The following is a 25,186-nucleotide window of genomic DNA, read 5'->3' as shown; positions in this document are numbered from 1 at the left end:
GGAGCAACCGCTGCGGATTCCCACGGGCGCGAATTCTCGGTGAATTCTTCGGACGGGCCGCCGCGGCATCGCGGCCGAACCTGTCGGTGCCCGGTGTGAGAATGCCGTATGGCCTATGACGAGGAGTTGGCGGAGCGGATCCGGGACCTGCTCGGGCCCGCCGTGACCGAGACGGTCGAAAAGCGCATGTTCGGCGGGCTGGCCTTTTTGGTCGGCGGCAATATGGCGGTGGCGGCGAGCGGGCAGGGCGGACTGCTGGTCCGGGTCGATCCCGCGCAGGCCGAGGAACTCATCGACGGCTCCGCGGTCGCGCCGATGGTGATGGGCGGACGGGAGATGCGGAACTGGCTGCGGGTGGCGCCGGAGTATCTCGACGACGACGAGGTGCTGCACACCTGGCTGGACCGTGGGCTCGGATATGCCCGGACGTTACCGCCGAAATAGCCGGAAGATGTTGTCGGCCGGCGCTATTCGGGCGCCTGCAGGGCGGGGAACCAGATATCGGTGAGGACTTCGGCGGCCGCGGCCGCGGTGACCTCGATCGTGCCCTGCATCGCCCACCGGGTGAAGAAGCGTTCCAGCTGCGCCACCAGTAGCTCGATGCGCAGGCGCGCTTCGTCGCGGCGGGCCTCGGGCCAGCGCGCCAAATAGGCCGGCATCCCGTCGGCGAGCTGCATGATGCCCTCGCGCGCGAGGTCGCGGAACTCCGGTTCGAGCGCGGTCGCCTCGTCCCACGCGGGGAGCAGATCCTTGTTGTCGAAGAACCATTCGATGGCCCGGCGCATCCACGTGGTGAACTCCGCGCGGGAACCGGTGGCCAGGACCCGATCCAGATCCCGGTAGAAGAATTGGACGCTGGCGAGCGTGCCCTGTTCGGCGATCGCCCGCAACACCTCGGTCTTACCGGTGAAGTGCAGATAGAACGTGGCGCGGCTGCAGCCGACCGCGGCCGCGATGTCGTCGACACGCACTCCCAGATAGCCCTCGCGCACGAACAACTGCCGTGCCTCCTCCACGATGCGCATCCGCGTCGCCCGCTTCTGCTCATCGCGCAGCGACCCGCGCCGGGCGGTCGATTCCGAAGGCATGACGTCGATGATAGACGCCCGCACACTCACTGGACGCTGTGTCCAGTGAGTGCTACCGTGTGTGCCACGTCACGTCCGGCGCTGCCGCCGAACGCCGCGGTGAGGAATCAGAAGATGCGCGCATTGCAATTGACCGGGCCCGGCACGCTGGAGCTTCGCGAAGTCCCGATCCCCGAGATCGGACCCGCCGATCTGCTGTTGAAGGTCGGGGCGGCCGGAATCTGCCATTCGGACTCCTTCGTTCTCGGATTGCCGTTCCCGCTGCGCGAGGATCCGCTGACGATGGGACACGAGATCGCCGGAACCATCGAGGCGGTCGGCACCGAGGTCGAGGGGCGTCGCGCGGGGGAGCGGGGGCTGGTCTACCTGTGCTGGTCCTGTGGCGTGTGCCGGGAATGCGTGAGCGGTAACGAGAACGTCTGTCTGGCGGCCGGTCGCACCGCGATGCCGCCGTGCCCCGGCCTCGGACCAGACGGGGGAATGGCGGAATACGTTCGCATTCCGGCGAATTCGTTCGTGCCGATCGGCGAGCTGGACTTCGCGAGGGCGGCGCCGTTGGCCGATGCGGCACTCACGCCGTATCACGCCATCCGCGGCGCCGCCGATCAGTTGCGGCCCGGCGCCACCGCCGTCGCGATCGGCATCGGCGGGCTCGGACATGTGGCGGTGCAGATCTTGAAGGCCACCACCGCCTGCCGCATCATCGCGGTCGACATCTCCCCGGAGAAACTGGAACTCGCCACGGCATGCGGCGCCGATCTCACCCTGACGGCCGACGAGAAGACCGCCGCCCGCATTCTGGACTGCACCGACGGCCGGGGCGCCGAGGCCGTATTCGACTTCGTCGGCAACGACGCCACCGCGAAACTCGCCGTCGAATCGGTCGCGCCGAACGGCGCCTACCGGATGGTGGGACTCGACGGCGGAATTCCGGGCATCGACGCCGGACCCGCCGGTGGGCCCGGCCTGCCTTGGGGAGCCACCGTCCGAAAGTCCTACGGCGGCACCAGAAGTGACCTGTACGCGTCGGTCGCGCTCGCGCAGCGCGGCGCCATCGACGTGTCGGTGGAACGTTTCGACCTCGCCGAGGGCCCCGCCGCATTCGAACGACTCGACCGGGGCCTGATCCGCGGTCGCGCCGTGCTCATCCCGTAAGCAGAAAGTGAAGGTTATGACGCGAGCTGCCGACCCGCAGGCCATCGCCGCCCGGATCACCGCCGACCTCACCGGTCCCGGTGGGCCGTTCGAGATGGTGGTCGAAGAGGTTCTGGGCGCGCCGATTCCGGTGATGCGCGATCGGCGGCGCAGTATGGCCGAGCTGTTCCACGCGGGTACGGCCTGGGGTGACCACGACTATCTGGTGACCCCGGACCGCCGGATCACGTTCGCCGAACACGGCGCCGCGGCAACGGCTCTCGCGCGCGCACTCGCCGATCGCTACGGTGTCGGCAAGGGTGATCGGGTGGGGATCCTCGCCGCGAACACGCCCGAATGGGTGACGACCTTCTGGGCGGCGCAGGTGCTCGGCGCGATTCCGGTCGGCTACAACGCGTGGTGGGCGCCGCGGGAAATCGCCTACGGTCTGGAGCACACCCAGCCGACGGTGGTGGTCGCCGACGCCAAACGCGCCGCGCTGCTGGCCGAGGTGGCGACCGATATTCCGGTAATCACCATGGAATCCGATCTGCCGCAGCTGATCTCCGGTCATCCCGGCCCGGCGCCGGAGGTGTCGATCGCGGAGGACGACCCGGCGGTCATCCTGTACACCAGCGGCACGAGCGGCCGGCCCAAGGGCGTCGTGCACACCCAGCGAAATCTGCTGGCCGTCTGCGACTACCACCGCTTCACCGATGCCATGGCCGCCGCCTTCCGCGGGCAACAGCTCGGCCCTGGGCCCAGCGACCGCCGATTCCTGTTGACCTCACCGCTGTTTCATATCGCCAGCCTGCACAATTTGATCATTCCGCGGCTGGCCACGGGCGCGACCGTGGTGATGAACACCGGTAGCTTCGACCCGCAGCGGGTGTTGTCGCTGATGGAGCGGGAACGGGTGACCAACTGGGGTGCGGTGCCGACGATGGTCAGCCGCATGCTCGAACACGACCTGTCCCGCTACGACCTGTCGAGTCTGGTGGCGTTCTCGCTCAATGCCGCCCCGTCCTCACCCGCCTTCCATCAACGGCTGCGCCGGGAACTTCCGATGGCCGAGGTCGCGCTCACCACGAGCTATGGACTGACCGAAAGCGGTACCGCGGCAACGGTGGCCACACCGCCGGTGCTGGCCGCCCACCCCGACACCGTGGGGATGCCGATCATCGGCGTGAGCATCGAGATTCGCGATCCGGACGGCCGGACGCTGCCCGACGGTGAGGAGGGCGAAATCTGTGTGCGCAGCCCGTACGTGATGCTCGGCTACTGGAACGATCCGGCCGCCACCGCGAACGCCATCGATGCCGAAAGATGGCTGCACACCGGCGATTTCGGCGTCCTGGAGGAGGGACGGCTGCGTCTTTCGGGTCGGCGATCGGATCTCATCCTGCGTGGCGGGGAGAACGTGTACCCGACCGAAATCGAGAATGTGCTCGACGAGCATCCCGCGGTGCTGGAATCGGCGATACTCGGTGTGCCGCATGCGGATCTGGGCCAGGAGGTGGCCGCGGTCGTGGTCGTCGCCGATCCGGCCGCCGTGACCGAGGACGAGTTGCGGGCCTTCACCGCCGAGCGGCTCGCCTATTTCAAGGTGCCGGCCCGCTGGGTGATCACGGCACAACCGTTGCCGCGCAATGCGACCGGCAAGGTTGTCCGGCGCGAGATAGAGATCTGACGCGCCCCGCCGGGGCGGGTGGGTGAAAGAGGAACTGTCATGTACGACAGCATCATCAAGGGCGGTATCTGGTTCGACGGCACGGGCGCGCCGTCGGCGGTGCGCGACGTCGGCATTCGCGACGGCCGGGTGGCCGCCGTCTCGGCCGAACCCCTGGACGAATCCGGTTGCGACACCGTCGTCGACGCCACCGGCAAATGGGTGATTCCCGGGATGCTCGACATCCACACCCATTACGACGTGGAGGTCCTGCTGGATCCGTCGCTGTCGGAATCGGTGCGCCACGGTGTCACGACCGTACTGCTCGGCTCCTGTTCGCTGTCCACCGTGCACGTCGGCGCCGAAACCGCCGGCGACCTCTTCGGACGAGTGGAGGCCATCCCGCGCGGGCATGTGATCGACGCGGTCGGTGATGTCAAGACCTGGCGCAACGCACACGAATACGCCGCCGCCCTGGATGCCTCGCCGCTGGGGCCGAATGTGGCCGCGTTCCTGGGGCATTCGGATATCCGCGCGGCGGAGATGGGCCTGGACCGCGCCACCCGCACCGAGGTGAAGCCGACCGCCGGCGAGCTGAGCGCCATGCGCCGGCATCTGGACGAGGCCCTCGACGCCGGCTTCGTCGGCATGTCCTCGCAGCAGCTGATGTTCGACAAACTCGACGGCGAGACCTGCCGTTCCCGCACCCTGCCCTCCACCTACGCGACGATGCGCGAACGGCACCAGCTCAATTCGATCCTGCGGGCTCGCCGGCGTGCACTGCAGGGCGGTCCCGATGTGGCGCGGCCGCACAGCCTGCTGGCGATGGCGCTGTCGAGTCTGGGAATCGGGCAGCCGCACCTCAAGGTGAGTCTGCTCTCGGCGGCCGACATCAAGGCGATTCCCCTGGTGGCGCACGTATTTCCGGCATTGGCGCGGGCGATCAACGCATGCGGCGGTGACTTCCGCTTCCAGCATCTGCCGGTGCCGTTCGAGGTGTACGCCGACGGTATCGATCTGGTGGTGTTCGAGGAATTCGGTTCCGGCGCAGCGGCATTGCACCTGTCGAATCAGCTGGACGAGCGCCACCGGATGCTGCAGAGCGAGAGTTACCGCCGCCAGTTCCGCAAGGATTACGACCGCAAGTTCGGCCCGCGGGTCTGGCATCGCGACTTCTTCGACGCCGAGATCGTGGAATGCCCGGACAGCTCGGTCGTCGGCAAGACCTTCGGTCAGGTCGGCGTGGAACGTGGGGGAGTGCATCCGGTCGACGCGTTTCTCGATCTGGTGGTGGAGTACGGGCCGAAGGTGCGCTGGCGCACCACGATCTCCAACCATCGGCCGGGCGTGCTGGATCGCTTCGCCGCCGACCCCGGGATGCAGCTCGGCTTCTCCGACGCCGGTGCGCATCTGCGCAATATGGCCTTCTACAACTTCGGGCTGCGGCTGCTGCGCCGGGTGCGCGACGCCGAGTTGGCGGGCCGCCCGTTCATGTCGGTGGAACATGCGGTGCACCGGCTCACCGGGGAACTGGCCGATTGGTACGGGCTCGACGCGGGGCATCTGCGCGTCGGGGACCGCGCCGATGCGGTGGTGATCGACCCGACCAGGCTGGACGGGGGACTCGAACGCTACACCGAACAGACGATGCCGTACTTCGGCAATCTGTCGCGCATGGTCAACCGCAACGACGACACGGTGAATGCCGTATTCGTCGGCGGCCGTTACGTTTTCGGCAGCGGTACGGCCGCGCCGGTGCTGGGTTCGCAGCGCACGGGACGCTTTCTCACCGCCGCGTGACGGGGCTGTCGGGATCGTGTGGGCCTCAGCGGAGGTCGTCGAGCTTGCGGTGCAATACCGCACGCTCTCGGTCGTTGCCGCACAGGCGCACCGCCAGCTCCCATTCCTCGCGGGCTTCACCCGTGCGGCCGAGGCGGGCGAGCAGCTCACCCCGAACCGTGGGCAGCAGTTGGGAATTCGGCAGTGCGCCCTCGGCGCGCAGACCGTCCACGATCGCGAGTCCGGCGTCGGGGCCCTTCGCCATCGCGACCGCGACCGCCCGGTTCAGCTCGACCACCGGTGACGGGGCGAGGCGGCCCAGCGCTTCGTAGAGGCTCACCACCCGGTCCCAGTCGGTGTCGGCGACCGAGCCGGCGACGGCGTGGCATTCGGCGATCGCGGCCTGCACGCCGTAATAGCCCAGTCCGCGGCCGGCCTGTCCGGCACGGGTGAGGGCGGCGCGGCCACGCCGGATCGCCGCACGGTCCCAGCGCCGCCGGTCCTGATCCTCCAGCAGCACCGGCTCGCCGTCCGGGCCCGTCCGCGCGGGGAAGCGGGCCGCGGTCAGCTCGAGCAGAGCCAGCAGTCCGTACACCTCCGGCTCGTCCGGCATCAGGTGGGACAGCACCCGTGCCAGCCGCTGTGCTTCCCCGGCCAGATCGAAGCGGATCAGTTCGGTGCCCGAGCTCGCCGACGAACCTTCGGTGAAGATCAGGTAGATCACGCTGAGCACCGAGCCCAGGCGGGCAGCGCGCTCACTCGCCTCCGGCACGGCGAACGGAATATTTTCGGCGGCAAGCGTTTTCTTCGCCCGGGTGATCCGCGCCTGAACCGTCGCGGCCGGGACGAGGAACGCTCTGGCGATCTCGTCGCTGGTGAGACCGCCGACCACCCGCAGCGTCAGGGCCACCCGCGCCTCGCGGGAGAGCACCGGATGGCATGCCGTGAAGATCAGGGCCAGCACGTCGTCGTCGATGCGATCGGGATCCCACAGCGGTTCGGCTGCCGCACGCATCGGATCCGAACCGGGCCCGCCGGTCAGCACACCGCCCTCGCCCAGATCGTGGGCGAGGGCGGCGTAGCGATCGTCGAGGGCGGAGCGGCGGCGGAAGCTGTCGATCGCGCGGCGCCGCCCCACGGTGAGCAGCCAGCCGGCCGGATTGCGCGGTGTCCCCTCCCGCGGCCAGGTGACCAGCGCCTCGGCCAGTGCTTCCTGCGCCAGATCCTCCGCGAGGGCGAAATCGCCGGTGTAGCGGGCGAGGGCGCCGACGATGCGCGCGGATTCGATCCGCCACACCGCGGCGACCGCCTCGCGTCCGGTGGGATCGGCCGTCATCCGGAGGTTCCGCTCAGAGCTGCCCGGTGGCCTCGCGCCATGCCCGCTCCTTCTGAATCCACACGTTGTCCTGTGGGAATTCGTCGATCGTGGGCACCCGCCGGATCTCGGTCTTGCACCCCTTGACGATGACCGGCATCCGCTTCGCCCACTCGATCGCCTCCTCCTTCGAGGCGACGTTGAGAAGATAGAACCCGCCGAACAGTTCCTTGGTCTCGCCGTAGGGACCGTCGGTGACGACCGGGGTCTCCGCGTCGTAATCGACCACCACACTGTCGGCGGGGTCGAGCCCCTCCGCCGCGAGCAGCACGCCCGCCCGGATCAACTCGTCGTTGAACTTGCCCATCGTCTCCAGCACGGTGTCGAAATCGACCTCGCCCATGCTCGCGTAGGCCTCGTCCGTGGCGCGCATGATCAGCATGTACTTCATGGTGTGTCTCCTTCGTCTGGCGGATCCCCTGCGGACCCTCTCACCCCTAGGTCGAACGGCACCCACTATGGATCGACACGGCAGCCGAAATTTTCCGAAAGTTTTTTCCGGCCGCATTATGGCAGGTCACCAAGGCCCTCACCCCTTGTTCGTGGTGCGCAGGGCCCAGGCGAGGACGCCGAGGGCGCCGGTGCTGGCGAGGGCGCGCAGGATGTTGAGGGTGATCCAGGGGCCTTCGAACTGGTGGCGCAGGGCGGCGAAATCGCCGGAGGAGGTGTCGGCAAGCTGGTTGTTCAGGGGCACGTTGCCGCCCGAGGTGATGAGGAAGCTGATCACGTTGAGGGCCAGGGCGAGGAGAACCCACCACAGCACGGTGCGCTGGTCGGTGCGCCAGTACAGGACGGCGGCGAGGCCGGTGAAGGCGACCGAACCGAGGAAGCTCAGCATGAAGACCGGATTGACGATGACGGTGTTGATCCGGTTCATCACGTCCACGAAGGTGCGGTCGTCGAGCTGACGCAGCGCGAGCATCACCGAGCTGGCGTAGGCGTAGAAGACGCCGGCCAGCAGGCCGGTGGTGACGGTCGCGCCGATCAGGGAACCGGTCGCGAAGCCGGAGGTGGTCGAGGTGGCGGTGGCGGTGGTCGCTGTCATGCACTCAGTACACCGGGAAGCGGTGAGCGTTCCCATGGTCGTGGCGCTCGCCCGCATACGCGAGCGTCCACGGGGCCACCGATCTGCTTCCGGACGACCGCGCCCCGAAGTCCGGATCCGCATCGAATACGGTGCGGCGGAGATGAAACGGGCCATCGAAGCGGCCGGAGATCGAGGCGCGGCCGGGGTCAGCGGAACGGTGTGATTTCGGCGAGTCGCCCGGCGCGCATCTTGTTCACCCATTCCGGGTCGGCGAGCAGTGCCCGGCCCAGTGCGACGACATCGAATTCGCCGCGCTCGAACTGTTCGCGCAGCAGGGTGAAGCGCTGCGCCTGGGTCTCGTCGATGCTGTCGCCGCGGAAGACGCTGTCCACGCCGACCGAACCGACGGTGATCACCGGCAGCCCGGTGATCTTCTTGGTCCAGCCGGCCAGGCTGAGATCGTCGGCGTGGTCGGTGAATTCGGGCAGCCAATGCCGCCGCAGCGAGGTGTGGAAGATGTCGACGCCGGCTTCCACGAGCGGAGTCAGCAATTCTTCGAGGTCCGCCGGGCTCTCGGCGATACGCGCGCTGTAGTCGACGCCCTTCCACTGCGAGAAGCGGTAGATGATCGGGAAATCCGGGCCGACGGCCGCGCGGACGGCGGCGACCACCCGGGCCGGGAATGCGGCGCGCCGGCGGAGGGTGCCGCCGTATTCGTCCTCGCGGTGATTGGTTGCGGCCCAGAAGAATTGATCCAGCAGATAACCGTGTGCGCCGTGCAGTTCGATACCGTCGAATCCCAGCTCCCGGGCCAGCAGCGCCGATTCCACGTACGAGTCGACGAGGGTCTCCAGGTCCGCGGTCGTCAGCGCCCGCCCCACCGGCGCTCCGGTGAAGTCGACACCGGAAGGACTCACGGTGGGCGTGTCCGGCTCGAAGCGGGGCTCGTTCCCGCGATCCACACCGGTATGCCACAGCTGCGGGACAATCGACGCCCCTTCGGCGTGCACCGCCTCGACCACCGCACGCCAGCCGGCGGCACTCTCGTCACCGTAGAACCGCGGCACCTTCGCGATCGGCCCAGCCGCCGGACCCCGCACATAGGTCCCCTCGGTGACGATCAGACCGACACCTCCGGCCGCATGCTCGCGGTAATACTCGATGTTCTCCGCATTCGGAATACCGTCGGGCGATTTCGCCCGCGTCATCGGAGCCATCGCGAATCGGTTCCGCAGCGTCAGCGACGCCGCGCGAAATTCGGAAAACAATTCGTCCAGGTGGATCCCCGGCCCATCGACCAACTCCTGTGACATGCGGCACGTTTCCTTCCGATTCGACAACTCGGCCCTCGAAGTGGAAGACAACGCGGTCCGCGCCATCGGCATTCCTGCGTGCCCGGCTCAGCGGGCGAGGGCGTTCAGCGTGGGGCGGATGATGTCGTCGGCGATCCAGTGTGCGACTCCGTCCGGATAGGGGGCCGGCGGGTTCAGTACCAGGTGGGTGAAACCGGCGTCGATCAGTTCGAGCAGCGTTTCGCGTACCCGGCCGGGGGCGTCGTAGGCGATGGGTAATTGCGCCGAGCGTGTGATGTGAGCGGGGTCGCGGCCGATCGCCGCGCAGTGTTCGTCCAGTGCCCGGCTGCGCTCGCGGAGCGCGGCGACGGTGGTGAGTGGTGGGCCGATCACATTCCATAGATCGGCGTGGGCGGCGACGATGGGCAGCGTCGACGCGCCCGTACCGGCGAGCAGAATCGGTGGATGCGGCCGCTGGACGGGTTTCGGATCGCATTGCGCGCCGGTGAGAGGAAAATGGTCGCCGGGGAAATCGAAGACGCCCTCGGTCCACAACCGCCGGATCAGGACACAGGCTTCATCCAATTTGCGCACCGCCTCGCGCCAGGTGCCGACCGGAATTCCGTACGCCTCGTATTCGGGCGCCACCATCGTCTCGAAGCGCGGATCGTTGCGCGGGAACCCGCCGACGCCGATTCCGAAATCCAGCCGGCCGCCCGAGATCACGTCGACGGTGGCCGCCATCTTCGCCGAGAGCGCGGGGTGGCGAATCCGGTTGTTGGACACCAGCAATCCGAGCCGGAGTCGGCGCGTCCGCGCCGCCAGCGCCGCCAGCAGCGTCCAGCCCTCCAGGACCGGCCCCGCCGACCGACGTCCTTCCGGAGCGCCACCGTCGTGTCCCGGCAGCCCGACCGCCGCCCGCGGCAGCAGATGGTCGTACAACCATGCGTGCTCGATCTCGGGTATGCCGTCTGCCTCGAGCCACACCCGCAGGATCTCCGCGTAGCCGACGTGCGCGGGTGTCGTCTTGATGCCGAAACTCGGCGCGGGCCTGCCCGAATCGCTCATACCGGCGACGCTAGACCGTGGAGTGCTCTCCAGGTCAAGGCTCCTCGTCAGCGCGACGGCGGCAGGACCGGGCTCTGCCAGGCGCGCGCATACTTCTTCTTGTTCGCCACATCGGCGGGTTTGCTGCGGTACACCACGTACGGGCGGACCAGATAGCCGACGGGTGCGCTGAACATGTGGACCAGCCGCGTATAGGGCCAGACGGCGATGAGCGTCAGCACGATGAGCCCGTGCGCCTGAAAGGTCCAGGGGGTGCCGACCATCAGATCCGGTTGCGGATGCGCCGTGAAAAGGGATCTGAACCACGGAGATACGGTTTCGCGATAGTTGTAGGTGCCCCACAGCAGATTGCTGCCGACGGTATTGAGCAGCCCGGTGATCAGCGCGCCCGCGAGCAATACGTACATGAACTTGTCGTTGGTGGTGGTGGCCTGGCGGACGGCCGGGACGCGCACGCGACGATAGGCGAGGATAGCGATCCCGGCGATAACCGCGACGCCCGCCACCGTGCCCGCGGAGACCGCGATCAGGTGGTAGAGATGTTCGGATATGCCGACGGCATCGGTCCAGGACTCCGGAATCAGGACGCCCAGAACGTGCCCGCCGATCACACCGAGCATGCCGAAGTGGAACAGCGGACTGCCCAGCCGCAGCAGCCGCGACTCGTAGATCTGCGAAGACCGTGTGGTCCAGCCGAATTGGTCGTTGCGATAGCGCCACAGGTGGCCCAGTACGAACGACGTGAAGGCGATGTAGGGCAGCGTCGCCCAGACGGTGGATGTCATCGTCGGTCTCCGGATCCGGCGAAAAGCCCTGCGGTGGCCGAGGTTCCGGCTGCGGGCGGGGAGTACAGGTCGGGGTTCATGGCGGGATGCATCGACTCGCCGTTCATCGAATACGGCTCCAGCCCGACGTCCTCGTCCGGCGGTCCCTGCGCCGCCAGTTCGGCGATCCGGCGACGGTCTGCCGTGGTGGGCGGAGGCAAGGTCGCGAGAACGGCGGCCAGTGCGCCGGCATACGGCGATCCGCTGTCGGTGAGCGACAGTCGCAGCATCTCCAGTACCGGGACGTGTTCGCCGAGCAGGCGCTCACCGCCGATCGGGTCGACGGTGGCCGCGAACTCCAGCAGCACCGGAAGATGGTCGGGCAGTTCGCGATCCGACAACTCCGCACCGACATGCCGGTAGGCGTGCTTGAACCGCAGCAGCGCCATACCGCGCTTACGGGTGTCGCCGTAGGCGTAATAGGTCAGATGCAGGCTGGCGCGCCGGCGCAGATCGAAGGTGTCGACGTAGTCGCGCGCCAGGGTGAGCGGTGCGGTGCCGGACAGATGGGTGAGCGGCCGAAGGAGATCGGTGCGCACGGGTTCCGGAAGGGTGGCTGCCGCCTCGGACAGATCGTCGAGTATCGCCAGCGTATCCGGACCGGGGTAGTCCAGCACGAGGGCGGCTATACGCCAGACCAGCCGGCGATCGCGTTCGGACATGTCGACCACGGGTGTCGGCCGGCGTCTGAGAGTCAGTAGTCCCACGGTCACATCCCTTGTCGGTCGAGACAGCGAAACGGCCTCATCGGGTCGCTCCGGTCGGCTCGGGCAGCGTGTCGTCGGCTACTCCGGGTCCGGAATCGCCCGCGTTCCCGTTCGCTTCCGGACTCGTGTGCGCGGCGCCGTTGCCGTTGTCACTGCCGTTGCGTTCCGGCACCAGCCCCTCGGTCGACCCGCCGTCCCAGTTCAGCAGATTGATTCGCGACGACTTCCGCTCCGGCGCAGCGACATTGGCGTCGACGAGTGCGAATTTTTCCGACGTCACATCGAACGCCGTCATCCCGGGCCCGCCGTCGCCCTCCAGGCTGCACCCCGTCGCCAGCGAATCCAGTTCGTGCGCCCGGGATGTCGCACCCGACGGAATCACGTACCGGTGTTCGTATTTGGCGATGGCCAGCAGCCGGTACATCGCCTCGATCTCCTCGGGCTCCAGGCCCACGGTGCCCGGGATCGCCAGATCGGGTTCCTGGCCGAGGTTGATCGAGCGCATGAACGACCGCATCCCGGCCAGCCGCTGCAGCGCCGCGCGCACCGGTCCGATATCCCCGGCGGTGAACAGTTCGGCGAGATATTCCACCGGGATCCGCAGTGAATCGATGGCGCCGAACAGATTTCCGGCGTCCTCACCGTCGTGCCCGGTCTCCGCCAGCACATCCACAACCGGCGACAGCGGCGGCACGTACCAGACCATCGGCATGGTCCGGTATTCCGGATGCAGTGGCAGCGCGATCTTGTAGTCGACGATCAGCTTGTAGACCGGCGAATCCTGCGCCGCCGCAATCCATTCCGGAGAAATCCCGGCGCGTTCGGCCTCGGTGATCACGCGCGGATCGTGCGGGTTGAGGAAGACGCCCAGCTGCGACGGGTACAACTGCTCCGGATCGGTGACCGACGCCGCCTCGAGGACCGCGTCGGCGTCGTAGAGCATCACGCCGATGTAGCGCAGTCGCCCCACACACGTCTCCGAGCAGACGGTCGGAATACCGACCTCCACGCGCGGATAGCAGAACGTGCATTTCTCGGCCTTGCCGGTCTTGTGGTTGAAATAGATCTTCTTGTACGGGCAGCCGGTGATGCACTGCCGCCAGCCGCGGCATTTGTCCTGGTCGACCAGTACGATGCCGTCCTCGGCGCGCTTGTAGATCGCACCCGAGGGGCAGGAGGCGCCGCAGGACGGGTTGAGGCAGTGCTCGCAGATGCGCGGCAGATAGAACATGAAGGTCTGCTCGAATTCGAGTTTGACCTGTTCCGACAGCCGCGCCAGCAACGGATCCCGGCCGACCTGATCCGGTCCGGAGCCGAGGTCGTCGTCCCAGTTCGCGCCCCAGGTGACCTTCGTATCCTCGCCGGTGATCAGCGATTTCGGCCGCGCCACCGGCGTGGTGTCCATGGCCGGTGCGGACAGCAGATTGTCGTAGTCGTAGCTCCACGGGTCGTAGTAGTCCGACACCGTCGGCAGATCCGGATTGGCGAAGATGTTGAGCAGCCGCTTCATGCGCGAACCGGACTTCAGGGTGAGGCGGCCGCGGCGGTCCAGCGTCCAGCCGCCCTTCCACTTCTCCTGATCCTGGTACTGCCGCGGATAACCTTGTCCCGGACGAGTTTCCACGTTGTTGAACCAGACGTACTCGGTGCCGCCCCGGTTGGTCCAGGCCTGTTTGCAGGTGACGCTGCAGGTGTGACAGCCGATGCATTTGTCCAGGTTCATCACCATGGCCAGCTGTGCCATGACACGCATATCAGTACTCCACTTCCTGTGAGCGTCTCCGGATCGTGGTGACCTCGTCACGCTGATTTCCGGTGGGCCCGTGGTAGTTCAGGGCGAACGACTGCTGGGCGTATCCGCCGATCAGATGCGTGGGCTTGATCATGATCCGGGTCAGCGCGTTGTGGATGCCGCCGCGTTTGCCCCGGCCGGCCCGAAGCTCCGGGCCGCCTTCGATGCGCGGCACGTCGACCGCGCGATCCTGCGCGTGGTACATGAACACGGTGCCCTCGGGCATGCGGTGGCTCACGATCGCCCTGGCCACCACCACCCCGTTGCGGTTGACCGCCTCGATCCAATCATTGTCGGCCACACCGATTTTCGCCGCGTCACGATCGGACATCCAGATCGCCTGTCCGCCCCGGGAGAGGGTGAGCATATGCAGGTTGTCCTGATACGCGGAGTGGATCGACCACTTCGAATGCGGGGTGAGGTAGCGCACGGTGACGCCCCGTTCACCGACCGCGCCCACATCGGGTTCGCGGAACAGAGCCGACATGTCGAGCGGCGGCCGGAAGATCGGAAGTTGTTCGCCCAGTTCGATCATCCAGTCGTGGTCGAGGTAGAAGTGCTGACGCCCGGTGAGCGTGTGCCAGGGCTTGAGCCGTTCGGTATTGATGGTGAACGGGGAGTACCGTCGGCCACCGGTTTCGGATCCGGACCATTCCGGTGAGGTGATCACCGGTACCGGCCGCGCCTGCGTATCGGCGAAGGTGATCCGCTTGCCCTCGTGCTCGGCCGCCAGATCCGCCAGCCGGGTACCGGTGCGGCGCTCCAGCGCGTGGAAACCCTCCACCGCCAACCGGCCGTTGGTGGTGCCGGACAACGCCAGAATGGCCTCCGCGGCGTGCACATCCTTGGCCAGCGACGGGCGGCCCTGCGCGGCGCCGGAGACCACGGTGCCGTTGACTCCGCGCAGGTACTCGACCTCGGCGTCGGGAACGGTGGTGACGCCCTTGGTGGTGACTCCGAGCGTTTCGATCAGCGGGCCCAGCGCCGCCATCTTCTCCGCCAGCTTCGGGTAGTCGCGTTCCACCACCACCAGCTTCGGCATGGTCTTTCCCGGAATCGGCTCGCATTCACCGGCTTTCCAGTCCAGCACCCGCCCGCGCGCCTGGGCCAGCGCGTCGGCCGAGTCGTGCTGCAACGGAACGGCGACCAGATCCTTGCGGACGCCGAGATGTTTCTCGGCCAGCCAGGAGAATCCCCGCGCGATGCGGTGGAACGCCTCGAAATCGGTTTTCGCCTCCCACGGCGGGGAGATCGCGGGGGAGAAGGCGTGTACGAACGGATGCATATCCGTCGAGGACAGATCGTGTTTCTCGTACCAGGTGGCGGCCGGGAAGACGATATCGGAGAACAGCGTCGTCGACGTCATCCGGAAATCCAGGGACACCAGCAGATCCAGTTTGCCCGTGGGCGCCTGGTCCGGCCGGCGCACCTCCTGCGGTGGGACCCCGGCCGAATCGTCGGCCTGCAGATTGGAATCCGCGCCGAGCAGATGGCGATGGAAGTACTCGTTGCCCTTGCCCGAGGAGCCGAGCAGATTGGCCCGCCACACGGTGAGAACACGGGGGAAGTTCCGCGGTGCGTCGGGATCCTCACAGGCGAATTCGAGATCACCGGATTTCAGGTTGTCGACCACATAGTCCTGCGGCGTCTGCCCCGCGGCCTCGGCGGCATCGACCAGGTCCAGCGGATTGCGATCGAACGTGGGATACGTCGGCATCCAGCCGAGCCGCGATGCCAGCGCGATATTGTCGGCGGCCGTGCGCCCGGCGAAAGCGCCGGAACCCAATGGGGACGCGAAGGATTCGGAGGTGAAGGGGTCGTAGCGCCACTGGTCGTTGGTCAGATACCAGAACACCGTGCCCTGCATCTGCCGCGGCGGCCGCTGCCAGTCCAGGCCGAACGCCAGGGTGGACCAGCCGGTGACCGGGCGGCACTTCTCCTGGCCCACGTAATGCGCCCAGCCGCCACCGTTGACGCCCTGGCATCCGGTGAGCAGCGTGAGCGTGAAGAAGGCGCGATAGATCTGATCGGAGTGGAACCAGTGGTTGGTGCCCGCGCCCATCAGGATCATCGACCGGCCGCCGGAGCGATCGGCATTGTCGGCGAATTCGCGGGCGATGCGAATCGCTTGTGCGGCAGGCACTCCCGTGATCGACTCCTGCCACGCGGGAGTGTAGGGCGCGCTCGGGTCGTCGTAACCGGTGGGCCAGTCGCCCGGCAGATCCGGGCGCCCGACGCCGTACTGCGCGAGCAGGAGGTCGAAGACGGTCGTGACGCGGCGTCCGGCCACGACGGTGGTCGGCACCGAGCGGGTGACGACGCCGGTCTCACCGTCGAAACGGGGGAACTGTACGGCCGCAGCATCGTCGGTGCGGCCGTACAGAGTCAGCAGCGGATCGACGCCGCCGAGGTCCAGATTCCAACGCCCGGCGCCGGATTCGGAGAATCGGTCGCCGAGGGTTCCGTTGGGCACCACGGGATGTCCGTCGGCGTCCAGGAGCACGGTTTTGTGCTCGGCGCTGTCCACATCGAAGCCCGCGACCCCGGCTGCGGCGAGGTCGGCGGCGGTGAGGAATTTTCCGGGCAGCCAGGTGTGGCCGCGGTATTCGCCCTCGCCGTTCCAGCCGCCGTCGCGTTCGTCCAGCGTGATGAGGAACGGGAGGTCGGTGTAGCGCTTGATGTAGTCGTCGAACCGGGCGGTGGACCGGTCGACGAAGAATTCGCGCAGCACCACATGGCCCATCGCCATCGCCAGGGCGGCGTCGGTGCCAGGACGAGCCGGCACCCATTCGTCGGCGAATTTGGTGTTGTCGGCGTAGTCGGGGGAGACCACCACCACCTTCTGACCGCGGTAGCGGGCCTCGGTCATGTAGTGCGCGTCCGGGGTGCGGGTGACCGGGACGTTCGAACCCCACATGATCAGATAGCCCGCGTCGAACCAGTCCGCGGACTCCGGGACGTCGGTCTGGTCGCCGAACACCTGCGGCGAGGCCACGGGCAGATCGGCGTACCAGTCGTAGAACGACAGCATCGATCCGCCGAGCAGGGAGATGAACCGGGCGCCGACCGCGTGCGACACCATCGACATCGCGGGGATCGGCGAGAAGCCCGCGATCCGGTCCGGACCGTACTGCTTGATCGTGTAAACATGTGCCGCGGCGGCGATTTCGGCGGCTTCCCACCATTCCGCCCGCACGAATCCGCCCTTGCCGCGTGCGGCCTTGTACGTCGTCGCCCGCTCCGGGTCCTCGACGATGGATTCCCAGGCCAGTACGGGATCCTTCAACCGGGCCTTCGCCTCGCGGTACATCTCGAGCAGCACCCCGCGCACATACGGATAGCGCACGCGCGCAGGGGAATACGTGTACCAGGAGAACGACGCGCCGCGCGGGCAGCCGCGGGGTTCGTATTCCGGTTTGTCGGCGCCGACCGACGGATAATCGGTCTGCTGCGACTCCCAGGTGATCACGCCGTCGGAGACGTAGATCTTCCACGAGCAGGAGCCGGTGCAGTTGACGCCGTGGGTGGAACGGACCACCTTGTCGTGGGCCCAGCGGTCGCGATAGAACTCGTCGGCCTCGCGCCCGCCGACCTTGTGCACGGTGCGGAGGTCACCCGACACCTCCCCGCGCTGGAAGTAGCGCCCGACCTTCAGCAGCGCGTCGGCCGCCGACTCGGGGATGCCGTTCGACGCGGTAGATGCGCCGCGCGAGGCTGCGGGGACGCCGTTCGACACCGCGGGTACGCCGTTCGACTCTGACGAGGGGGCCGAACCCTTCTTGTGCGAAATGACCACAACGCCCCCATCGAGACAAATGAACCGGGCTGACCAGACCGAGAGTAAGGACGCTCGCGGGGGCGGCAAAACGATCCGCTCACACCGCGCGCGGGTCACCGGTGAGCTGTGAGGTGGGGGAAACGTCCCGGTCACTGGGCAATTGCCGATCCCACGGGGTGATTCGGTTCCGACCTGCGGCGATGCCGATTCTCACGGCGCCGGCCCCTCGGTGGAGAGCCGCTGTCGATGCCCCCGGTGATGCTTTGGAAACCGGCGCTTCGCGGGCGTTTTACATTTGTTAACACATTGTCGAGGCGTCGGATCGAGTCGAAAGGATAGGGCGCGCACGCGAAAGTGACGGCGATTACCGCTACCGGATGGGGATAGCCGCAGCGATGCCGCCACTGGCGGGAAGGCCATAGGCTGCCCCCGAAATCCAACAGCAGGAGAACCGATGTCGCGCTCTATCACCGTTGCCGGCGTTCTCGCGCCACTGGCACTCGCCGCTCACGCGGTGGTCTCAGTTACCGTGGCGCAAGCGGATCCGGTGCCGCCCAATCTCATGGGGCCGGCGGTACCGGCGATCGCCGATATCAACGGTGACGGTGTGCCCGATGTCGTCTTCAGTGACTACCTTCTCGGCGGGGGTGTCTCGGTCTTCCTGGGTGAGCCCGGAGGTGGCCTGCGGCCGGCCGTGCACTATGCCACCGGCGGTCAAGCCGACTACGTCGCCATCACCGACTTCGACCATGACGGCACGCTGGACCTGGCCGTCACGAACTTCGCCTCGAGCGACGTCTCCATCCTGCTGGGCCACGGTGACGGCACCTTCGCGGCCGCGGTGAACTACGCCACCGACTTCGCGCCGGGTGCCTTGGTCGCCGCCGATTTCGATCACGACGGAAACCTCGATATCGCGACCTCGAACCAGGCGCCGTCGTGGTCGCTGCTGCGCGGCCGCGGCGACGGCACCTTTCAGCCCACGGTGACGATATCCACCGCCGGCGGTGTCGGATCCGGTTCGGCCGATGTCGCCGATTTCGATGGTGACGGCAACCTCGACCTGCTCCGCGGCAACTACGTCAACAGCACGATCCAGATCTACCGAGGCCACGGGGACGGAACCTTCGCTGCGCCCATCACTTTCGATTCGGGGGCAGCGACCGCGTGGTACGGGATGGCGCGCGATGTCACCGGTGACGGCAAGCCGGATATCTTGTTCTCCAACCTCGCCAACGCGACCGTCTCGGTCCTTACGAACCGGGGCGACGGCACGTTCTCGCCGGCCGTCGCCTACCCGACCGGTGGACTGCTGCCGCAGTGCTTCGACGTCGCCGACGTCGACGGCGACGGCGAACCCGACCTGGTGGTAGCCAACGGCGGTACCTCGAGCATCGCCGTCCTGCACGGCCACGGCGACGGCACCTTCGACCCGCCGGCAGCCGTCTACCCCTCCGGCGGTCTGGTACCGCTGTCCACTCCGGCACTCGCCGACTTCAACGGTGACGGAAAACTCGACGTGGTCATCGGCAACACCCTCACGGGCAACATCACCCTGCGTGATGGCAACGGGGACGGCACTTTCGGGCCGGCCACCGACTACCCGGCATAGCCCGGGGCCACCGGCGAGCCGGCCGGATCGACGCGGTAGTTGCCGCGCCTCTCCCTCAGCCCGGCAGCGGCAGATATTCGACCGGCTCGCCGTCGGTGGCGCCGGCGGGGACGACGACCAGTGCGTCACGATCGAGCAGCCCGGCCAGATGGGCGGTGCGGACATGTCCGTCGGCGACCCAGCCACCCTCGTCGGCCGCGCGCGCCGGCAGGACCCGCGGCACCGGGCCGGAGACCTGTCCCGCATTCAGGAGAACTCCGGTGCGCACCCGCGCCGGTGTGCGCCCGGTGAGACCGGAGACGATGGCCGGGGCGAGCGCCCACAGCGTCGCCACCGCCGCGTACGGGTTGCCGGGCAGACCGAGAACCACAGGGCCCGCGGGCATCTCCGCGACCACGGTCGATCCTCCCGGCCGCATCCGCAAGCGGTGCACCAGGATTCGCGCCCCGGCCCGATCCAGTGCGCCGCGCAGCTGGTCGGCCGCGCCGCCGCCGGTCGCACCGACCACGACCAGAAGATGGTCGTCGGTCGTATCGGAGAGCACATCGTCGAAGCCGTTCGGCGTATCGCGCAGATGCACCCGGTCCGACGATTCGATTCCGTGCCAGGACAACAACTCCGGGAAGACGGGGCCGACCGAATCGCGGGTCTGGCCGCTGTGCAGCGGACCTTCGCTGCGAATCTCGTCGCCGGTCATGACGATTCGCGCGCGGACCGGCCCGCGGACCTGGGCGGTGACCACCTCGGCGGCGGTCGCGACGGAAATCAGTGCCGCGTCGACGGGGGTGCCCTCGGCGGCGACGATATCGCCGGGGTGCCAGTCCTCGCCGCGGTGGCGCACATCGTCGCGGATCGGCGCCTCCGGCAGTCGCCGCAGCAGCCCGTCGTCGAGCCGGACGAATTCGTCGCGCACCACGGTGTCGGTGCCCTCCGGGACATGGGCGCCGGTGGCGATGCGGACCGCCTCACCGGCGAGCAGGCCCACCGGTCGCTCACCGCCGGCGAAGCCGACGTCGTGACGCAGCCGCCACGGTTCCGCGCCGGCCACCGCGTAGCCGTCCATCGCCGACACATCGAAGCGGGGCAGCGCCGAGGCGGCACGCAGCGGGGCCGCCAGCGCCGCACCCCGCACCGCGGCCGGCCGGGCCTCGTGCACCGGCAGCCGCGTGATACCGGTGCGCAGGATGTCGCGTGCCTGCGCCAAGGGCAACGCCGGTGCGGCGGCCTGGGCCGCGCGCACCTGTCCGGGCGTGTCGCAATCGGCGATACCGGACAGCGGCACCATCAGGGTGTCGACCGGAACCAGCGCCTTCATCGGCTGATTGGTCACCGAATCCAGTTGCCGCAGTGCCGAGAGCAGCGCCGCTCGCCGCCACACCCCGACCAGATATTGCGGTCGGCCGGATTCGTCGGTCGCGAATACCGCGTCGGCATCGGAAGTCGTTGCGTGCCCGATCAATTCGCCGATCGCGGCGGCGGTGAGAAACGGCAGGTCGGCGGCCAGGACCACGACCAGATCGGCCGGGAAATCACATTCCTCGAGGGCGCGCACCGCGCAGGCGACGGCCGCGACCGGGCCCGCTCCGGCCGGTACCTCCTGCACCTGCCGGATCTCGGGTGCCAGTTCGGGCCGATGCGGGCCGACCACTACCGTGCGCACGCAGTCGGCGACCGCGTCCAGCGCCACGGTGAGCATCGCCCGCCCGCCGACCGCGATCGCGGGTTTGTCCACCCCGCCCATCCGGGTCGCCCGCCCACCGGCCAGCACGATCGCGTCGACAGTCGTCACAGCGGCTCACCCGGCAGGTTGATCATGGATTGATGGTAATCCGCCCACATCGGACGGCGAACGGCGCGGACGGGCGCACGCCCGTCGTCTGCCGCCGCCGCGTCAATCGCAGGGCGCACGAAGCAACCGGAAGCGGTTCGTCTCCGGATCGGTCAGCATCGCCTGCGCCGGCGGATGCACCGCGGCGCCCTGGCAGGGGACCGCGCCGGCGGCGGTGAGCCGGGCGACCTCGTCGGCGGGATCGCCGGTGGAGTAGGTGACGACATCGAGGTGGACGCGATCGCTTTCGCGGGCCGCGACCTGGGTGCGCAGGAATTCCAGCCACGGACCCTGGCCGGTGGCCGAGCGAATGCCGGACATGCGGGATTCGTCGTGGGTCAGCGGCCAGCCGGCCGCGGTCTCCCAGAACCGGGCCAGCCGGGTGGGATGCGGAGTGTCGACGACGATCGCGGCGACCGCGCCGGTATCCACGTATTCCTCGCGCGGTTCGAGCACACAGAATTCGTTGCCCTCGGGATCCGCGAGCACCGTCCAGGGCACCGCGCCCTGCCCGATGTCGATCGGCCGCGCGCCCAGTGCCAGCGCCCGATCCACCTGCACGCGTTGATGATCCAGCGAACGACCCACCACATCGAGATGGATGCGGTTCTTCGCGGACTTGGGTCCGGCCGCCGGCAGGAACATCAACGACACGTCAGCGGAATCCGGGTCGGAAGCAGCCACCTCGACCGCGTGCGGACGGTCCACGGTGATCTGCCAGTCGAGCAACTCCGCCCAGAACCGCGCCACGTTCCGTGGCCGGATCGCATCGAACACCACGCACGCCAGACGGGTGGTCATGCCTCCACGGTAACCGCGGAACAGGAGTAATGGGCGAATTCGGATATCCGTTGGTCGATACCGAGGCCGAAGGCCGGATTCGCGATGCCGTCAGTTGTCGAATCGATGCCGGGCGGCGGCCAGGTCGACGCGATCGCCGCGGATCGGGCAGCCCTCCTCGGCCAGCCGGCGCAACTGGCGCTGCACCAGATGAGCCGCCGGAGTGCCATCGGCGCGCAGTACCCGATGCCAGGGCAGATCGGCGGAGTCGGTGCGCATGATCCAGCCGACGGTCCGCGGGGTCGACAGCCCGGCGGCCGCCGCGATATCGCCGTAGGTGGCGACTCGTCCGGGCGGAATGGCCGCGACCAGCTCCCGCACGCGCTCGATCTCGGCGTCGGTGGTCGGCATCAGAGCACCGACCGCACGACGTCGGCGGTCTCGGCGGGCCGGGCCTGCGCGACCATGTGATCGCAGTCGAATTCGTGCAGCGTGAAATGCGGCAGCGTGGCGAACGCCGCGACGGTCGCGGGGGTGACGAACGGGGATTTGCCGGCCCGGACCAGCACGGTCGGAATCCGCGGCGGCGGCAGGACCAGCTCGCGTGCCAGCTGACTCCAGTAGGAGGTGACGGCGGGCAGGCTCATCCGCCACGTCACCCGGCCCTCGGGAGTGCCGACCAGGTGTTCGGCGAGTTCGGCCTCGAGGAGTCCGGGGTCCACATCGGCCCAGGCCGTCTCGAGCTTGTCGCGGCGCGCCTCGGCGATGTCGGCGTGGTCGGGCCGGGCCAATCCCGCTTCGGCGATGTCGTGCAGCAGTACCGGATCGAGGCCGATCGCGGGATCCAGCAAGACCAGCGCGCGGACCAGGTCGGGGCGGTGACGGGACAGATGGATCGCGACCGCCGCCCCGAACGAATGCGCCACCACGACTGCGGGTTCGGTGAGCAGCGGAACCAGGTCGTCGACGATCTGCTCGAAGGTCCACGGCGGGAGCGAACTCGCCCGCCCGTGCCCACGCAGGTCGGGAGCGACGACGCGTACATCGGGCAGGTGCCCGTCGGCCAGCGCGCTCCACCGCCGCCCGTGTCCGGTCAACCCGTGCAGGGCGAGGACGAGCGGACCGTCGGCGGGGCCGAATCGATGAATATGGGCGTCGGGCACCCGATCATTGTGCCGCCGCCGGCGGGGCGGTGCGACCGGTGCACACCCGGGGCCCGGAAAGTTGTTGGTGCGCAGGCGAATGTTCGCGCGAATCGGGCAGGGGGATAGCCGGGGGCTGGCCGCGCGGGTGAACTGCCGGGGAAGGACTGCGGCGGTGAGATTTTGGCTCCGATATTCGCAGCGGCCCTGAGGCGCAGTCGTGTGGCCTCACGCACAAGCCTTCTACCAGGCATTATCGGTCGCAGGCGGGGAAGGTCGAGAATTCGTGAAAACCGCCCGGAGGGGCGTGGCGCCGATCACAGCTCGGACACATCGGATGTACGGGGTGCGTTTGCTGTCACGGAATTCAATTTTGTCGGGGGTGTCTGTTGAAATAGCGCGTGTGATGCGATCGGATAGCTCGGTGCGACTGGTGCGCCGCAGTGAGACCGCACCCCGGCCACGCGAATGGGGTGCCGATGTCCGAACGCTGTTCGCGGGTGGGTCGGGTGCCGACCCGGGCTGGCGGCCCTGGCAGGTGCTGGGTGGTCCCGGCACCGGGAAGACCGCGCTGCTCACCGATCTCGCCGTCGATCGCATCGTCGCGGGTGCGGATCCGGAATCGGTGCTGGTGCTCACCCATTCCAAACAGGCCGCGCTGCGGGTTCGCAACGCTCTCACCCGGCAGTTGACCGCCCTCGCGCCGGAACTCGGCGGGGTGCCGGGCGCCAGCCGCGAGCCGATGGTGCGCACGGTGCACTCCTATGCCTTCGCGATCCTGCGCACGCACGCGGCCGCCCGGGGCAATCCGCCGCCGCGGCTGCTGACCGGCGCCGAACAGGACGTGGTCCTGCGCGAGATGGTGCGCGGCGAACTCGCCGACATGTCGGCGGGCGGTGAGGTGCTGTGGCCGCCGCGCCTGCACGCCGCACTCGGCACCAACGGTTTCGCCGAGCAACTGCGCGATCTGATGTTGCGCGCCACCGAGCGCGACCTGGGGCCCGAGGATCTGATCGAGCTGGGGCGCCTGCACGAACGTGAGGAATGGGAGGCCGCCGGATCGTTCGCGCAGCGCTACGAACAGTCGATGCTGTTGCGCTGGTCGGTCGGCGTCCAAGCCCCCGAGGCCAGCGCGCCCGCCCTGGACGCCGCCGAACTGGTCGGCGCCGCACTGGACGTGCTGATCGAGGACGACGAACTGCTCGCCGCCGAGCGCGAACGCCTCCGCACCCTCTTGGTCGATGACGCTCAGCATGTGGATCCGCTTGCCGCGCAACTGATTCGCGCGATCGGATCGGGCCCGGCGACCACCGTCGTGGCCGGCGACCCGGATCAGGCGGTGTTCAGTTTCCGGGGCGCGGACACCCGCTTCGTCAGCGAACCCGACGCCCCGCCCGAACGCCGGATCATCCTGCACGACGATCATCGCTGCGCGCCGGCGGTCCACGACGCGGTCGCCCGGATCGCCGCCCGCATGCCGGGGCGAACCGAGCACCGCTTCGATGCCCGGACCGGTGGACCCCACCTGCTCGGCGATCCGTCCGTCGACGGGCAGGCGCTGGTGCGGGTACTCACGACCCCGGCCAAAGAGGCGGCGCTGATCGCCGATCACCTGCGGCGAGCCCACCTCACCGCGGAGGTGCCGTGGTCGCGGATGGCGGTCGTGGTGCGTTCGGTGCCGCTGTCGCTGGGCCCGCTGCGCCGCGCGCTCACCGCCGCGGGAGTGCCGGTGCTGCAACCGAAACCGGATACCCCACTGGCCCGGCGGCGCGGCGCGGCGTGGATGCTGCAATCGCTGCGCGCCCTGCTGGTGGTCGAGCGCGGTCGCCCGGAGATGTTCTCCGAGGACGACGCGCTCGATCTGTTGCTGGGCCCGCTCGGCGGCGCGGATCAGATCAGTCTGCGCCGCCTGCGCCGGGGCGTTCGCCGCGCGCTGATCGAGCGCGGGTATCCCCGGACCGAGCCGAGCACGGGTGGCCACGACGACGCGGAGCTGGTCGCCGGCGAGCCGGGAGTCGAATCTCCTACGCGGACAGGCGAATCCGGGCCGAGTCTGCCCGGCGAGGCCGATTCCGTGCCACCGGCGCGCGGCGCGTCGACGATCGAGGAGTCGCCGGAGGTCCTCGCCCCCTACTCCGAACTCGACCGGTCTTCGGCGGTCGTGCTGCGCGACCTCATCACCGGCGTCGGTGATCGGACCCTGCTCGATCGGCTCACCGAGGTCGAGGTGGCGCCGCTGGTGCGGGTCCTGCGGGCGGTCGACCGGGCGCGGCGGGCGTTGCGCCGCGGGG

The 25,186-nt window shown here is 68.4% G+C and carries 20 protein-coding genes; 6 read left to right on the top strand and 14 right to left on the bottom strand.

From position 1 onward, the window contains the following. Nucleotides 1-108 precede the first annotated feature (108 nt). Nucleotides 109-444, top strand: coding sequence for a TfoX/Sxy family protein (locus NE2_RS30065; RefSeq protein WP_030515973.1), 336 nt, complete (start codon nt 109-111; stop codon nt 442-444). 23 nt (nt 445-467) lie between these two features. Here NE2_RS30065 and NE2_RS30060 read toward each other — a convergent pair whose 3' ends face one another. Beyond that, nucleotides 468-1,088: a TetR/AcrR family transcriptional regulator gene (locus NE2_RS30060; protein ID WP_063031564.1), complete on the bottom strand. Its 621-nt coding sequence runs from the start codon at nt 1,086-1,088 to the stop codon at nt 468-470. 114 nt (nt 1,089-1,202) lie between these two features. On the opposite strand from NE2_RS30060, the gene NE2_RS30055 reads away from it, so the two are divergent. From NE2_RS30055 to NE2_RS30045, 3 genes are read left to right on the top strand one after another with little or no spacing between them, the layout of a single operon-like run. Beyond that, complete coding sequence (locus tag NE2_RS30055) at nt 1,203-2,243, top strand: NAD(P)-dependent alcohol dehydrogenase (protein WP_030515971.1); 1,041 nt, start codon at nt 1,203-1,205, stop codon at nt 2,241-2,243. A gap of 16 nt (nt 2,244-2,259) precedes the next feature. Further along, complete coding sequence (casG, locus tag NE2_RS30050; RefSeq protein WP_063031562.1) at nt 2,260-3,912, top strand: steroid-24-oyl-CoA synthetase; 1,653 nt, start codon at nt 2,260-2,262, stop codon at nt 3,910-3,912. Nucleotides 3,913-3,951: 39 nt separating this feature from the next. Continuing rightward, nucleotides 3,952-5,691 carry an N-acyl-D-amino-acid deacylase family protein gene (locus NE2_RS30045; RefSeq protein ID WP_063031560.1) on the top strand — a complete coding sequence of 580 codons (1,740 nt, stop codon included), beginning with the start codon at nt 3,952-3,954 and terminating at the stop codon, nt 5,689-5,691. Between the two features lie 25 nt (nt 5,692-5,716). Here the strand turns inward: NE2_RS30045 and NE2_RS30040 are convergent, their stop codons facing one another. From NE2_RS30040 to NE2_RS30000, 9 genes are all read right to left on the bottom strand, one after another. Continuing rightward, complete coding sequence (locus NE2_RS30040; RefSeq protein WP_063031558.1) at nt 5,717-7,006, bottom strand: RNA polymerase sigma factor; 1,290 nt, start codon at nt 7,004-7,006, stop codon at nt 5,717-5,719. 13 nt (nt 7,007-7,019) lie between these two features. After that, a complete protein-coding gene (locus NE2_RS30035; RefSeq protein ID WP_030515967.1) occupies nt 7,020-7,436 on the bottom strand; it encodes a YciI family protein in 417 nt (138 codons plus the stop codon). 138 nt (nt 7,437-7,574) lie between these two features. Continuing rightward, a complete protein-coding gene (locus tag NE2_RS30030; RefSeq protein WP_063031556.1) occupies nt 7,575-8,090 on the bottom strand; it encodes an anthrone oxygenase family protein in 516 nt (171 codons plus the stop codon). Between the two features lie 188 nt (nt 8,091-8,278). Continuing rightward, nucleotides 8,279-9,385, bottom strand: a complete 1,107-nt coding sequence (locus NE2_RS30025) for an NADH:flavin oxidoreductase (protein ID WP_063031553.1) — start codon at nt 9,383-9,385, stop codon at nt 8,279-8,281. Nucleotides 9,386-9,472: 87 nt separating this feature from the next. Beyond that, on the bottom strand, nt 9,473-10,432 hold the full coding sequence (locus NE2_RS30020; protein WP_063031551.1) for an LLM class flavin-dependent oxidoreductase: 960 nt from the start codon (nt 10,430-10,432) through the stop codon (nt 9,473-9,475). Between the two features lie 47 nt (nt 10,433-10,479). Next, entirely contained in the window at nt 10,480-11,217 is a 738-nt protein-coding gene (gene narI, locus NE2_RS30015) for a respiratory nitrate reductase subunit gamma (RefSeq protein WP_063031549.1), read from the bottom strand. Next, nucleotides 11,214-11,963: a nitrate reductase molybdenum cofactor assembly chaperone gene (narJ, locus tag NE2_RS30010; RefSeq protein WP_063031589.1), complete on the bottom strand. Its 750-nt coding sequence runs from the start codon at nt 11,961-11,963 to the stop codon at nt 11,214-11,216. The genes narI and narJ overlap by 4 nt, the downstream gene beginning before the upstream one ends. 37 nt (nt 11,964-12,000) lie before the next feature. Next, complete coding sequence (gene narH, locus NE2_RS30005; RefSeq protein WP_084494429.1) at nt 12,001-13,707, bottom strand: nitrate reductase subunit beta; 1,707 nt, start codon at nt 13,705-13,707, stop codon at nt 12,001-12,003. A 10-nt stretch (nt 13,708-13,717) separates the two neighbouring features. After that, complete coding sequence (locus tag NE2_RS30000; RefSeq protein WP_063031588.1) at nt 13,718-17,437, bottom strand: nitrate reductase subunit alpha; 3,720 nt, start codon at nt 17,435-17,437, stop codon at nt 13,718-13,720. A gap of 550 nt (nt 17,438-17,987) precedes the next feature. Between NE2_RS30000 and NE2_RS29995 the strand changes: the two genes are divergently transcribed. Continuing rightward, nucleotides 17,988-19,145 (top strand): FG-GAP repeat domain-containing protein, encoded by a 1,158-nt coding sequence (locus tag NE2_RS29995; protein ID WP_063031545.1) that lies wholly within the window; start codon nt 17,988-17,990, stop codon nt 19,143-19,145. A 55-nt stretch (nt 19,146-19,200) separates the two neighbouring features. On the opposite strand, the gene NE2_RS29990 is transcribed toward NE2_RS29995, so the two are convergent. The 4 genes from NE2_RS29990 to NE2_RS29975 all read right to left on the bottom strand — a co-directional run bounded on the left by NE2_RS29990 (nt 19,201) and on the right by NE2_RS29975 (nt 22,916). Beyond that, the gene (locus NE2_RS29990) at nt 19,201-20,934 is read right to left on the bottom strand and encodes an NTP transferase domain-containing protein (protein ID WP_084494425.1); all 1,734 of its coding nucleotides are present in this window, start codon (nt 20,932-20,934) and stop codon (nt 19,201-19,203) included. A gap of 102 nt (nt 20,935-21,036) precedes the next feature. Then, nucleotides 21,037-21,774 carry a VOC family protein gene (locus NE2_RS29985; RefSeq protein WP_063010313.1) on the bottom strand — a complete coding sequence of 246 codons (738 nt, stop codon included), beginning with the start codon at nt 21,772-21,774 and terminating at the stop codon, nt 21,037-21,039. Nucleotides 21,775-21,864: 90 nt separating this feature from the next. After that, complete coding sequence (locus NE2_RS29980; RefSeq protein ID WP_063031543.1) at nt 21,865-22,164, bottom strand: MGMT family protein; 300 nt, start codon at nt 22,162-22,164, stop codon at nt 21,865-21,867. Then, the gene (locus NE2_RS29975) at nt 22,164-22,916 is read right to left on the bottom strand and encodes an alpha/beta fold hydrolase (RefSeq protein WP_063031540.1); all 753 of its coding nucleotides are present in this window, start codon (nt 22,914-22,916) and stop codon (nt 22,164-22,166) included. Before NE2_RS29975 ends, NE2_RS29980 begins: the two co-directional genes overlap by 1 nt. Nucleotides 22,917-23,301: 385 nt before the next feature. Between NE2_RS29975 and NE2_RS29970 the strand changes: the two genes are divergently transcribed. Beyond that, a partial coding sequence (locus NE2_RS29970; protein ID WP_157110977.1) for a UvrD-helicase domain-containing protein occupies nt 23,302-25,186 on the top strand: 1,885 nt, incomplete at its 3' end.

The organism is Nocardia elegans NBRC 108235 (genome assembly GCF_001612845.1).
Classification (GTDB): domain Bacteria; phylum Actinomycetota; class Actinomycetes; order Mycobacteriales; family Mycobacteriaceae; genus Nocardia; species Nocardia nova.
Note: the sequence above shows the minus strand (reverse complement) of the source record. Positions and strands in the feature narration are given on the sequence as shown.